This window comes from Pectobacterium carotovorum, from assembly GCF_033898505.1.
Taxonomy (GTDB): Bacteria; Pseudomonadota; Gammaproteobacteria; order Enterobacterales; family Enterobacteriaceae; genus Pectobacterium; species Pectobacterium carotovorum_J.
In genome coordinates, this window is record NZ_JAXAFK010000003.1 from 248,063 (window position 1) to 260,380 (window position 12,318).

Below are 12,318 nucleotides of genomic sequence, written 5' to 3' on the forward strand. Positions count from 1 at the left end.
TCAGCCCTCGCAAACAGAATCTAACTGTGCCAATAACATCAGCATGACCAGCGCCTGCCCGTAAGGCACGGCAACATTGGGAATATCGCGATAGAACTGTAAGTCGTGCCCCATCGCTGTGCCGTCCGAGACACCCTGCACCACGCCCTGTGCGTCAATCTGCGCCACCACGGCGGCATAGCCTTTTTCCAGTACGTCCTGCGGGAAATCGTGCAGCATGCCCAGTCGACGTGCCGTCAAAATCCCGGCGATAAATCCGGCGCTGGCGGAGGTTTCCAGCGGTGAATCCGGGTCATCCAGCAGCGTGTGCCACAGGCCGGACTCGTGCTGGCAGCGCGCCAGCGTGGTCGTTTGCTGTTCCAGAATCGCTTCCAGCGTGCGCAGTACCGGCGCGGACAGCTGATCCTCCGCCAGCACCCGCATTTCCGGCAGCACCAGCGTGATCCAGGCGTTGCCGCGTCCCCAGAACGCATTCGCATAGTGATGGCGACCGACGAACGTCCAGCCGTGATACCACAGCCCGCTACGCACATCGGCCAGATAGCGCGCATGCGTGACGAGCTGGTATTCCGCCTCTTCGATCAGATCGCGACGGGAGAGTAATTTCCCCGCGACCACCAGAAACAGACCGGCCATAAACAGCGTGTCATCCCACAGCTGTCCGGTATTCGGCCGCTCTTTCACCGTGTGCTGGAAACCGCCATCCTCGGTTTTTGGCAGCGAGTGCAGCAGCCAGTCCGCCCAGTCGCTCACGGTTTCACGCCACTGCGCGGGGGCATCCGGTTTGTCCTGACACAGCAGCGCCAGCACCAGCATCGGCGCCGTCGAGTTGATCTGACGCGGCGGCAGCCCGGCATCCAGCTTTTGCTGATACCAGTTCGCCAGCGTCGTCAGCATGGTGTCGTCCTGCGTCAGATGCGCCAGCTTCCAGAAACCGTACAGCCCGACGCCGACCTCCCAATCCCACTCTTCGAATTGAATCGTCAGTCCGGCGTCCGGCGTGTCGTCCTGCGTCACGCTGTCGATCGCTTTCAGGCGGCAAAATGCCCGCGCCACCTGCGCCAGCAGCGCTTCGGTTTGTTGTCGGTTAAGTGAACCTGTCTGCATGTCATGGGTTTCCTGTGTTGAACTGCAGGACGACCGGGACATCGTCGGGAAAAATGAAAGGCTGCTGCGCCACGCTGAATCCTGCCGCGTGGCTAAAGGCCAGTTCGCCGTAATCGGGATCGTCGATACGCACGCCGTCGCTGTCCTGTATCAGAGAACGCCCGCGGAAGCGGGCAGCGAATGCGATGAATCCTTGCGCGCCGTCGCCGCTGTCCACGGCAACGAACCACACGTTCTGCTCGCCATACGCCCGCAGTTCGCCTTCCGCCTGCTGGCCTGCGGTCGCAAACGGCTGCAATCCGGCGGGATTATGAAACGCGGCATAGCCGTTGCCGCCGCGCACGAAGCACCAGACATCTTCAACGATGACCTCATCCAGCGCGGTTTGCGGCAGATAAAGGTGTGTCCACGGGCGGATATCCTGTTGCAGCTCGAACACCATCAGCGCGCGATTACGATGCTGCATCAGGTGCGGCAAACGTCCGTTGCCCGCCCAGTAAGAAGGACGGTGCACGCCGTCAGGGCGATCCTCGCCGGGGTGGTTCACCCACAGGCGGGCGGCATAGTGCGTACCTAGCCGCACATCCAGCAGATGCTGCTGGTGCCCATGCTCGCCGGGGTGATGATCGAAAACGGAAGAAAAGGCGACATCGCGCTGCTTCCAGGCAATGATGCGGGCGCTGCGGTTCAGCCCTTGTACCCAGCGTGCTTCTGCACCGTGCGGCAGTGACCAGTGCGCAATCCGATCCGTCGTTTCCGGCGGCTGATAGTCGCTCAGGCACAGCAGCGGCAGCGCAGCGCAGTGCGGAATCAGCCAGCCCTCGCCCCACATCAGCGCACACAGGCCAGACAGTTCGGTCAACATGCCGGAGCGCAGCTCTTTATCGTAGGCGCGTCCCATGGTGCCAACCGCAACGCCGTTCTGATGCACCCACGCCGTCATCAGCATGATGCGGTCAATCACCACGCGGGATTTCTCGCGCAGATCGGCGTCCTGCGCCAGTTCGTACAGCGCCACCAGCCCGATCAGATCGATGGGGTAATAGGCCGCCGAATTCCACTCCACCAGCCCGTGTTCCAGAATGGAATCAAACCAGCGCGTCAGGCGTTCGTGAGCTATCGTCTTCTGCTCCAGCCCGCGACGACCACTGCACGGAAAGGTGTCATCAGGGAAGTTTTGCCCGGCCAGATACTGTGCGACGTGGAAACACAGGCAGTGGTTTTCGCTCCAGAACCACATGGTGTCGTTGCCCGGTTCATCAATCCAGTAGCGGAAACCGAGAATGGCACTGCGCACGCGCCGCCAGTCCTGCGGCGGCAACTGTTGCCCCTGATAGCGCTGCCACAGCCAAATCAACGGCACCAGTTGGAAATCAGCGCAGTCTTCACGGCGGCTGATTTTCTGCAATGCGCTGTTGAGAATCGGCGCGGCGGCATCGTTGCCCTCGCTCGTCGCGACAATCGCCAGCAGCCGCCCGAGGCGCTCAAAACCGTGTAACGCGGTATGGCGCAGTACCGCTTCACGCCGTGCCGCTAATGTTGGCAGCGCAGGCATCGTTTGCTCAGGCAAGCGCCCAAAGCTGAGGGTGCGCGTCAGCGTAATGCCGTTGCAGGTCGCAGCGCAGACCAGATCGTAATAGCCAACCAGAACCGCAGGCAGATCCACCTGCCAGCCCAGATTGCCGGCAGGCAGCGTCTGTTTCTGCTGCCATACGGGGACGGATTCGTTGACGTTGCCAATCAAGCGATGCGCCATCGTCACGGATTCCGGCAGCGGCTGCGTGCTGTTCAGCACCAGCACGGGCGGCTGGATCAGGTTATTTTCCAACGTCAGCCCGTTCACCCAGCTATCCAGCGCGGTCAGTTGTGCGCTGAGCGCCGCGTCGTCGTCAAGCTGCCAGCAGAGCGTGTCTTCCCCCTGATAGCACAGGCTAAACAGGTAATCTGTATCGCGCTCGCACAGCTCTTCGCTATGTACCACCAGCGTGTTCATCCCTGCTTGCAGCGGCAGCGTGATAGCACAGGTTTGTTCGGTATTACGGGTAAAGGGCGTAAAGCGGGCAACCTGCTCGCCGTTCAGCCACAGCGTGACCCCGCCGCAGGTGCTGAGCGTAAAGGGAGCGGCCTGCGCGCTGTCGCTGTGAATCACGCAGCGGGAAAAACGCTGAACGTGCACCGGACACGGCCAGAAATCGCTGAAATTCACGCTGCGGCTTTCATCGCCGCCGCTCCACATCAGCGGGAAGCGTAAATCGTCCGGCAACGTCACCTCACGCTTTGCTTCCTCCTGCAAAAAACGCACGCGGCAGGGCAACACGCCGACATCGACAAAGCCGTTAATAAAGCGGTAATTCACCTTATCCGGCAGCGTATCCGGCTCGGCGAAATAACGTTTTTCCGTCAAATCGGTAATCAAAAACCGATTAATGACGCCGTTCTTCTTTAATTTCCAACCGATATTCATACGGAATCCTGTTTACGGCTTTGACAAATAAAATAACGAAAATGTATGGCTGCACTTATTTGCACTTTCGCTGTGCGTACGCTGCCAATATTTAGGGCAACGAGCCAATTCCTGCACCGTGATATCGCAATTAGAATGCAAATTTGCATAAAAATGTCATTTGCATTCATTTATTGACATTTCGCATTAATAAATAAGATTCTCACGTTTATATATGTGATTAATATCACAAAAACGCTTTATTTAAATCAACATTTAAAATATCTTTAACCTGCTTCACATAAATCAATCAGGGTTCTGTCCATGATTGCATGATGAAAATGACAGATGAATGCAAATTTGCATTAATCAAAAGACAGGATAAACCGCAGAAATAAAATAACCCGTCGCCAACGCCAGGGTATTTCAGCCATTAATCAAACTTATGATGTGGAGAGGTTTATGATGCGTTCCAACACCGCGTTATTTTTTTCCGCCCTTGCACTGGGGTTATTCAGCAACAGCGCGTTAGCCGCCAAAACGCAAATAACATTTTTATATAGTGACGACGATCCCGAATTAGTGCATTTCATGGAACAGAAAGTAAAAGCTTTCTCCCAAAGCAATGAGCGCATCGATGTGAATTTTGTCAGCACCGGCTATAACGCGCTGCAAACGCAGTTGCCGATGCAGCTGGCGGCGGGCTTAGGTCCGGATATTGCCAAAACCACACAGATGGGGCTGCTCGGGTATACGCTGGATTTGCGCCCTTACCTGAAAGACCCCGCCGCCTTTGAGAAACGCTACAGCGCCGGTATCGAAAAGATCATTCGTGTGAAAGGCGTGCATAAAGCAGATGCGCTGCCGGGCTTTGTCGCGTCCTGGACGGCCGATCTACCGTTCGTTAACGTGACGCTGTTTGAACAGGCGGGCGTTCCCCTGCCGCAGCCGGGCTACACGATTGATGATTTGATGAAAGCCTCGAAGCTGGTCGCGGAAAAAACCGGCGTGCATATCCCCTTCACCATCGACCGCAGCGGTTTCCGCTTCTCCGGCCCGGCCTACTCTTATGGCGCACGTTACGATAAAGACGGGCTGATCAACTTCCCGGACGCGGCAGCACAACAGTGGATTAAAGATCTGAAACGCTGGTCGGATGAAGGCGTGTTCCCGCGTGAAATGTGGGGCGCGGCGGGCGGCGGCCAGTACAAGAGCATGGCGGACGATTTCGTGAACGGCAACATCGTGACCTACTTCTCCGGCAACTGGCTGTTGAACCAGTTCAGTAAGCAGATTGGCGACGGTTTTGACTGGAAAGTGCTGCCCGCACCTTGCAAAGAGAAGTGTATTTCGATGGGCGGAGCAACCTTTATCATGCCGTTCACCACCACCAAACACCCGCAGGAAGTCGCCGAATTCATGGAGTGGCTGGGCAGCGAACCGCTACAGCGTGAGATTGCCGAGCGCTTCAATATCATCGTCGGCGCGGATATTACCGATCTGCACTACCAGACCAAAGATAAGCACGTGATCGACGGCCTGAACACCGCGCGCGAAGAGATCAAAAAGATCCCGTCTTACGTCTTTGATTGGGAACGCATGGAAAGTCTGGGCGCGAACGAACTGTACCCGATCATCCTGACGCGCTTTACCCAATATCTGAACGATCAAGTGTCGTTTGATGAGTATCTGCGCCTGACGTCAAACGATGTGAAGCGCCTCAACGAAACGATCGCGACCAATCAACAACAGCGGAAAAGCGCACCGTGAAATGGCAACTGAGGGAGATCGACATTGATGGCGATCGCCCCTTTGATCGGGCGCAGGAAAGTGCGTGGTGCGAACAACATTGGCCGGGGCAAAGCCGCTGTCTGCTGGTCAGCGGCGGTTTTACCCGGCTGCTGCACTGGCATGACGGCCTGCTGACCTGCCGCGGCGGCGACTGCTTTCCTATCGGCACCCCGGCCAGCCTGTCGCGGCTGGGGCTCTGGGCGGTACAGGAGATGCTTCAGGCCGTTGAGGGCATCACACCGCTTACGCCGCTCAGCGAAACGCTGTTCCTGCACTTCGATAAGCATGTCGACCGGGTTATCGACTGGTCAAAACAGGCGCAGGCCGCAGACTACACAACGCTCGGGCAAACAGTGCTGGCACACCCGCAGGACGCGCTGGCGGTGCAGTTGCTGACTCGCTGCGCCGGCGAGCTAGCCCTGTTGATCAACAGCCTGCCGGATTCACAGACTGACGCCGTCGACCTCAGCGGCGATCTGGCAGCTGCCTGCCTTCCCTATCTGGACTCAGGAGCACGCGCATCATGACGACATGGCTGTATGCTGGCGTGGATGGCGGCGGCACTGGCTGTCGGGCACGTATTTATCAGGCCGACGGTACGCCGCTCGGTCAGGGACACGGCGGTCGTGCCAATCTGCTGCTCGGCGTGGAAAGCGTGCGCCAGTCGGTGGATGATGCCATCGCACAGGCGTTGAAGCACAGCGGGCTGTCACCGGATGACGTCTCCCGGCTGAAAGTCGGACTGGCACTCGCCAGTGCGGAACATCGCGCCGCCTACGAGGCGTTTATGGCGTTGCCACATCCTTATGCCGCTCAGGTACTCAATACCGATGCGCTGGGTGCCTGTCTGGCCGTCAATCAAGGGAAAGCGGCGGGCGTAGTCATTGCCGGCACTGGCTCCTGCGGGCTGGCGTGGCAAAACCAAACGATTACCGCCTACGGCGGCCATGAATTCCCGATTTCCGATCAGGGGAGCGGCGCACGCCTCGGGCTGGCGGCGTTGCAACACACCTACTATGTCCTACAAGGCTGGTGCGCGCCGTCTGCACTCAGCCAGAGTATCGACGACTTCTTTTCCGTCAACGCTGCGCCCACGCAGGCCGCGAACACGCTCGACGCGCTACAGACATTTAGCCAGCAGGCGAAACCGGGCGATTATGCGCAGTTCGCCCGCCACGTATTTGACTGCGCTCAGCAGAACGATGCCGTTTCTCACACGCTGCTGGCGCAGACGGCCAGCGAAATCAGCCTGCTGTTGGCCGCCGTAGCGGGCCACGCCACACCTCGCTTATCGCTCATGGGCAGCATCGGCTTACATATTCGCCCGTGGCTGCCGGACGAGTGGCAATCCCAACTCGCCGCCCCGATGGGCGATGCGCTCGACGGCGCACGATTGATTGCCTGTCATGATTATGCGTTATACAGCCATCCGTTATAAAAAATAAATTCCGTTATAAAAATAAATAATGCCGGAGACATCAATGACATCACTCACTCGCAGAACCTTCGTCAAGCTCGGCGCAGGCAGCGCCATTACGCTGGCTGGCGGTTTTTTTCACGCTAACGCCGACACGACCGCACCCGCCGGGCCGCTGCGCATTGCCATTATTTCGGATGTCCATGTCCACAATATCTACGGCAACTACGATTTTGACGGCCTGCCCGATGCGCAGACCGGAAAGAAGCTGACCATTCGCACCCTGAAAGATTCGGTGAATTCGACCCGTATCTTCAATGAGCCCTACTTTGCGCTGCTGGCCGCGCTGGACGAACTGGCAAAACAGCAGGTGAAATACGTGGTGCTGTCCGGCGATTATTCTGATGACGGCCAACAGCCTACCGTTGAAGGCATTGCCGCCATCCTGACGCAGTATGAGCAACGCCACGGCATGCGATTCTTCGCCACGCCTGGCAACCACGATGTCAATCGCCCACAGGGGGATGACTCCTGGCAAAGAATGCTCAACGCCGACGGCAGCAGCACCATGCTGAGTAGCAAACCCGGCGTTAAGCTTGGCGACGCACAATCGCTGATTGTCACCGCCAAAATGCAGGCGCTCGGCTATGAACGCGGCCTGCCGCTGATGAAGCCGTTTGGTTTCTTTAAACGCGATGACTTCCTGCACTGGGAAACGCCGTTTGGCGACAGCGACGAACTCAGTAAACGTCAGTATCTCGCCCGTTCACCGGACGGCAGCAAGCAGTGGAACATTGTGGACGCGTCCTATCTGGTAGAGCCGGAAGCGGGACTGTGGCTGCTTTCCATCGATGCCAACGTGTATCAGGTCAAAGACGGCCCGGAGAAACGCGAAGGGATTGAAGGCTATTCCACCAGCAGCAATACGGGCTGGAACGCGCTGCTGACCGAGAAGCCGTTCATGCTGCCGTGGGTGAAATCGGTGGTACAGCGGGCAAAAGCACAGAACAAGAAGCTGCTGGTGTTCTCACACTATCCGCTGGTCGATTTCCTCGACGGCACGGTAGAAGACGAAAAGCAACTGTTTGGCAGCAACAGCTTCATTAAACGCACGCCGCGACCGGAGGTCGCCGAACAGGCGCTGGCAGCCGGAATTCGCCTGCACTTCAGCGGCCACCTGCACGTCAATGACACTGGCGTGTATCGCGGTTCGCAGGGGACGCTGGTGAATGTCGCAGTGCCGTCGCTGGCCGCTTACCCACCCGCCATGAAGCTGGCGACGCTGCACAACGACCGGGTGGATATCGATACGCTGGTCCTGCGCGACGTGCCGCAGTTCAACCATTTATTCCCGTTTTATCAGAAAGAGTTAGATCGCACCGGTGAACCACTGGGCGATATTCTGAAAAGCCGCGATTATTACGACTTCCTGCACCATCATCTGGCGCTGCTGGTACGTCAGCGTTTTCTGGTGAAAGACTGGCCGGAAGATTTATCGCCTCTCATCAATACGCTGAACTGTGGCGATCTGCTGTGGATCGCCCAGCAGCAGGATCCGCTCAGCGCCAAAACGCTGCCTGACGCCGCTGAGCGCAAACCAAAGGCGGTAGCAGGCACTGATGGGTTACAGGATATTTCACTGCTCACGCTGGTGACCGACTGGTATTGCCTGCGCAACGGCAGCGATCTCGCCTGGCAGGATATTCCATCTGCGCGGGTGAAACAGTACCGCGCCCTGCTGGCGGCCTACACGCCAACGGCCACGCTGCCGCCGGACAGCCTGCAATACCGCTTCGGCCTGATGCTAAAAATCCTCGCCGGTTACATCAACGATGAGCCTGCAACCCGCTTTGTGGTTGATATGCAGGGGAATTTCGTCACGGTGTGATGTGTTCATAGAATTGGCTTTTAGTCACATGGGTTATGTAGAACTAGAGGTGGTTTCGTGCGCGTCGAGCACTGTTCTCTTCATGCTACGTCGTAGCACGCGCCCGACATAGGGGGCTACGCCAGCCCCCTATGAACCCCGGCTTTTGGCGGAAATTATGCCGCTAAAGCGGTGCCTTCGGTGCCCATGCCCGCGTTTCGAGCCGCCAGTGACGCGTTCCCTACGCGGCACTGGCTTTCGCGGCATCCATGCCGCTCACTCGGCGTTCATGTTCCCCTCAGCATAATTTTTTACGCCGTGAAAAGAAGCGCCATCGCGATATGAGTTGGCTGGTTTTTTTCAGCAGTGCGGCGCACGGAACACTTCCCCAAACCCAACCAAACCCAATCGACTTACATACTTTCTTACCTATTCCCTCTGTCATCACCGCCAAAAAGTGATACGTTATAATATAACAGTTAGACTTTTCCCGATGATAATGACAAGTTTTTACTCCCTCTCCGCGCTTAAGCGCGTGTTACTGGTTTCCCTGCTGTTAGTGCTGTTGTGGCTATTGGTCGGGTGGGCGGTGGTGTTGCCATGATTGCCCTACAGGAACTGGCCTTTGGCTATCGTCGTCAGCCGCCTCTCGCGACAATCAGCGGATGTTTCCACCAAGGTTCGCTGACGGCGATTATTGGCGCAAACGGCTGCGGAAAATCCACATTGCTGAAAACGCTGGCGGGTCTGCTGCCGCCGCTTTCCGGTTCATTCAGCCTCGGCGATGGCAGCAAGGATAATGCTATCGGCTATTTGCCGCAGCTCTCCGAATTCGATCGGCAATTCCCTATCAGCGTACGCGACCTGGTACTCATGGGATCGCTGCCCCATCGTGGCCTGCTGCGGAGTATCAACGCCAATTGGCATCGCAAAGCGGTCGCTGCGCTCGACGCCGTCTCGATGGCGGATTTCGCCGATCGGCATATTGGCGTCCTGTCCGGTGGGCAGCTACAGCGCGTGCTCTTCGCGCGGCTACTGCTGACACAGGCTCCCATCATTCTGCTGGATGAGCCTTTTACCGGCATCGATAGCCAAACCACGCAGGCGCTTTTACAGACAATCGAGCAGCTTCACGCCGAAGGCAGAACCATTCTGGCCGTTTTGCACGATCTGGAACTAGCCGGTCAGCACTTCCCGAATATCTTGCATCTCACCCCGGACGGCCATCGCTGGGGGGATGCTCAGCCCATACTACATAGCCTGCGCAAGGCCGACAGCGATACGCCAACGCTCAGGATCGTCACGTCATGATGTTATTTCACCTGATCTCTTCTCCTTTTGCCGAATTCGGTTTTATGCGTCGTGCGCTGGTCGGCTGTCTGGTCATCACGCTAAGCGCCGCGCCGCTGGGCTGTTTCCTGCTGCTGCGGCGCATGAGCCTGATTGGCGATGCGCTATCACACGCGGTCTTACCCGGTGTCGCCATCGGCTATCTCATCTCTGGGATGTCACTGCTGGCGATGGGAATCGGCGGCTTTATCGCCGGGCTGTCCGTCGCCATGCTCTCCGGCTTCGTCACCCGCCACACGGAATTAAAAGAGGACGCCAGCTTCGCCGGATTTTACCTTGGATCGCTGGCGCTCGGCGTCACGCTGGTGTCACTGCGCGGATCCAGCGTCGATCTGCTGCATGTGCTGTTCGGATCGATTCTCGCGGTAGATCGCGCCGCGCTGCTCGACATTGCGCTGATCGGATCCGCCTCCCTGCTGGTGCTGGCCGCTCTCTATCGGGCGCTGGTTATCGAATCGTTTGACGTGACCTTCCTGCGCATGAGTTCAGGGCGCTATCGGGCGCTGATTCACGGCCTGTTTCTGTCGCTGGTGGTGCTGAATCTGGTCGCCGGATTCCAGCTGCTAGGCACGCTGATGACGGTCGGCATGATGATGCTGCCTGCCGCCAGCGCACGCTTCTGGACGCAGCGCCTGCCCGTCATGCTCGGCATTGCGGTGCTGCAAGGAATGGCCGCCAGCCTGATCGGCCTGCTGTGGTCTTACTATGCCGAGCTGCCCGCCGGGCCTGCCATCATCCTGACGATTACGCTGTTTTTCTGTTTCTCGGTTTGTGTTGGTCACAACGGTGGGCTGTTACGCCAGCGTCGTTGACCGATGAATCTCGTTATCTGCAACTTTCTGTGAGGGAAAAATGAAACGTTCACTGTTAGCTATTGCGTTATCCGGCCTGCTGCTTAGCCCACTGGCGATGGCAAAGAATCTTGATGTGGTTGCCAGCTTTTCCGTACTTGGCGATATGGTCAGCCATATCGGTGGCGATCGTGTGACCGTGACCGATCTGGTGAAGCCCAATGGCGATCCGCATGAGTTTGAACCCTCGCCGAAAGACAGCAAAACGCTGGCTCACGCCGATCTGGTTTTCGTTAACGGGCTGGGGCTGGAAGGGTGGATCGACCGGCTGGTCACCGCATCCGGCTATCATGGCGACGTCGTTACGGCCTCAAACGGAATTGAAACCCGCACCATGGTGGAAGATGGCAAGACGGAAACCGATCCCCATGCCTGGAACAGCATGAGCAACGGCGTGGTCTACGCGCACAACATCGTCAACGCGCTGGTGAAAGCCGACCCAGCGAATGCCGATTACTATCGTCAACAGGGCGAAGCCTACATCAAGCAGCTACAGGATCTGGACAGCTACGCGAAGAAAACCTTTGCCGCTATTCCGCCAGAAAAACGTAAGGTGCTGACCAGCCATGACGCGTTCGGCTATTTCAGCCAGGCCTACGGCGTGAAGTTCCTGTCACCGGTGGGCTACTCTACCGAATCGGAAGCCAGCAGCAAAAAAGTGGCCTCGCTGATTAAGCAAATTAAACAAGAGAAAGTGAAAAGCTACTTCATTGAAAACCAGACCGATGCACGTCTGGTGAAACAAATCGCCGATGCCAGCGGTGCACAGCCCGGTGGTGAACTGTACCCGGAAGCCCTGACCGACGCCTCCGGCCCTGCCGCAACCTATACGGCCGCGTTTAAGCACAACGTCGATACCCTCGCCGCCAGCATGAAGTAAGCCCCATTCCAGCCAGCGTCACACCGCTGGCTGGAAACCTCGCTCTGCTCTGCCCTCTGGAAAAGATTCACTACACTTAACCCGTACGCTATTTCCAAGAGGGGATCTATGACATCGCAATCGTTCAACAACAACGGGTTGTTACGCCAGAAACTTTGTGGGCTATGGTTTCTGGAATCCTTCATTGATGTACTGGGTGACGGCAGCGTGGTTTATATGATGGGAGAAGGGGCGACCGGCTATATCCAGTATACCGATGATAACTGGATGACGGTGCAAATCATGGGCAGCGACAGATTGCCCTACGATGCAGGCATTATGACGGGTGGCTCAGAGCAGCAGTTAATACAGGCCGCCGCCACCTACTTCGCCTACGCCGGCCGTTATGAAACCAATGACGCCGAGCAGACAGTCACACACTACCTGGACTATTGCCTCATCCCAAACTGGGTTGGCTCCAGCCAGCTGCGCTACGCGCAGTTCAGTGAAAACGACACGCGTCTTTCTTTAACCACGGATCCGATGACGTTTAACGGCGTGGTGCATAAACCTGAACTCAACTGGCGACGGCAGTCAGCCTGACACAGGGCATCATGCACAAGGCGTCAGGCA

At 57.4% G+C, this 12,318-nt stretch carries 10 protein-coding genes; 8 read left to right on the forward strand and 2 right to left on the reverse strand.

Going from position 1 to position 12,318, the window contains the following annotated elements; translation table 11 throughout:
- Both R9X49_RS15845 and R9X49_RS15850 read right to left on the reverse strand, forming a co-directional pair.
- The gene (locus R9X49_RS15845) at positions 1-1,107 is read right to left on the reverse strand and encodes a glycoside hydrolase family 105 protein (RefSeq protein ID WP_039465869.1); all 1,107 of its coding nucleotides are present in this window, start codon (positions 1,105-1,107) and stop codon (positions 1-3) included.
- A 1-nt stretch (position 1,108) separates the two neighbouring features.
- Entirely contained in the window at positions 1,109-3,571 is a 2,463-nt protein-coding gene (locus R9X49_RS15850) for a hypothetical protein (protein ID WP_319849305.1), read from the reverse strand.
- 441 nt (positions 3,572-4,012) lie between these two features.
- Between R9X49_RS15850 and R9X49_RS15855 the strand changes: the two genes are divergently transcribed.
- The 8 genes from R9X49_RS15855 to R9X49_RS15890 all read left to right on the forward strand — a co-directional run bounded on the left by R9X49_RS15855 (position 4,013) and on the right by R9X49_RS15890 (position 12,288).
- On the forward strand, positions 4,013-5,320 hold the full coding sequence (locus R9X49_RS15855; RefSeq protein ID WP_319849306.1) for an ABC transporter substrate-binding protein: 1,308 nt from the start codon (positions 4,013-4,015) through the stop codon (positions 5,318-5,320).
- Positions 5,317-5,868: a glucosamine kinase gene (locus R9X49_RS15860; RefSeq protein WP_319849307.1), complete on the forward strand. Its 552-nt coding sequence runs from the start codon at positions 5,317-5,319 to the stop codon at positions 5,866-5,868. Before R9X49_RS15855 ends, R9X49_RS15860 begins: the two co-directional genes overlap by 4 nt.
- A complete protein-coding gene (locus tag R9X49_RS15865) occupies positions 5,865-6,779 on the forward strand; it encodes a BadF/BadG/BcrA/BcrD ATPase family protein (protein WP_319849308.1) in 915 nt (304 codons plus the stop codon). The genes R9X49_RS15860 and R9X49_RS15865 overlap by 4 nt, the downstream gene beginning before the upstream one ends.
- A gap of 43 nt (positions 6,780-6,822) precedes the next feature.
- Positions 6,823-8,646 carry a metallophosphoesterase family protein gene (locus R9X49_RS15870; protein ID WP_319849309.1) on the forward strand — a complete coding sequence of 608 codons (1,824 nt, stop codon included), beginning with the start codon at positions 6,823-6,825 and terminating at the stop codon, positions 8,644-8,646.
- A gap of 579 nt (positions 8,647-9,225) precedes the next feature.
- The gene (locus R9X49_RS15875; protein ID WP_319849552.1) at positions 9,226-9,936 is read left to right on the forward strand and encodes an ABC transporter ATP-binding protein; all 711 of its coding nucleotides are present in this window, start codon (positions 9,226-9,228) and stop codon (positions 9,934-9,936) included.
- Positions 9,933-10,787, forward strand: coding sequence for a metal ABC transporter permease (locus R9X49_RS15880; RefSeq protein ID WP_319849310.1), 855 nt, complete (start codon positions 9,933-9,935; stop codon positions 10,785-10,787). Before R9X49_RS15875 ends, R9X49_RS15880 begins: the two co-directional genes overlap by 4 nt.
- 40 nt (positions 10,788-10,827) lie before the next feature.
- Positions 10,828-11,706, forward strand: coding sequence for a metal ABC transporter substrate-binding protein (locus R9X49_RS15885; protein ID WP_319849311.1), 879 nt, complete (start codon positions 10,828-10,830; stop codon positions 11,704-11,706).
- 108 nt (positions 11,707-11,814) lie between these two features.
- Positions 11,815-12,288: a lipocalin-like domain-containing protein gene (locus R9X49_RS15890; RefSeq protein WP_319849312.1), complete on the forward strand. Its 474-nt coding sequence runs from the start codon at positions 11,815-11,817 to the stop codon at positions 12,286-12,288.
- Positions 12,289-12,318: the final 30 nt, after the last annotated feature.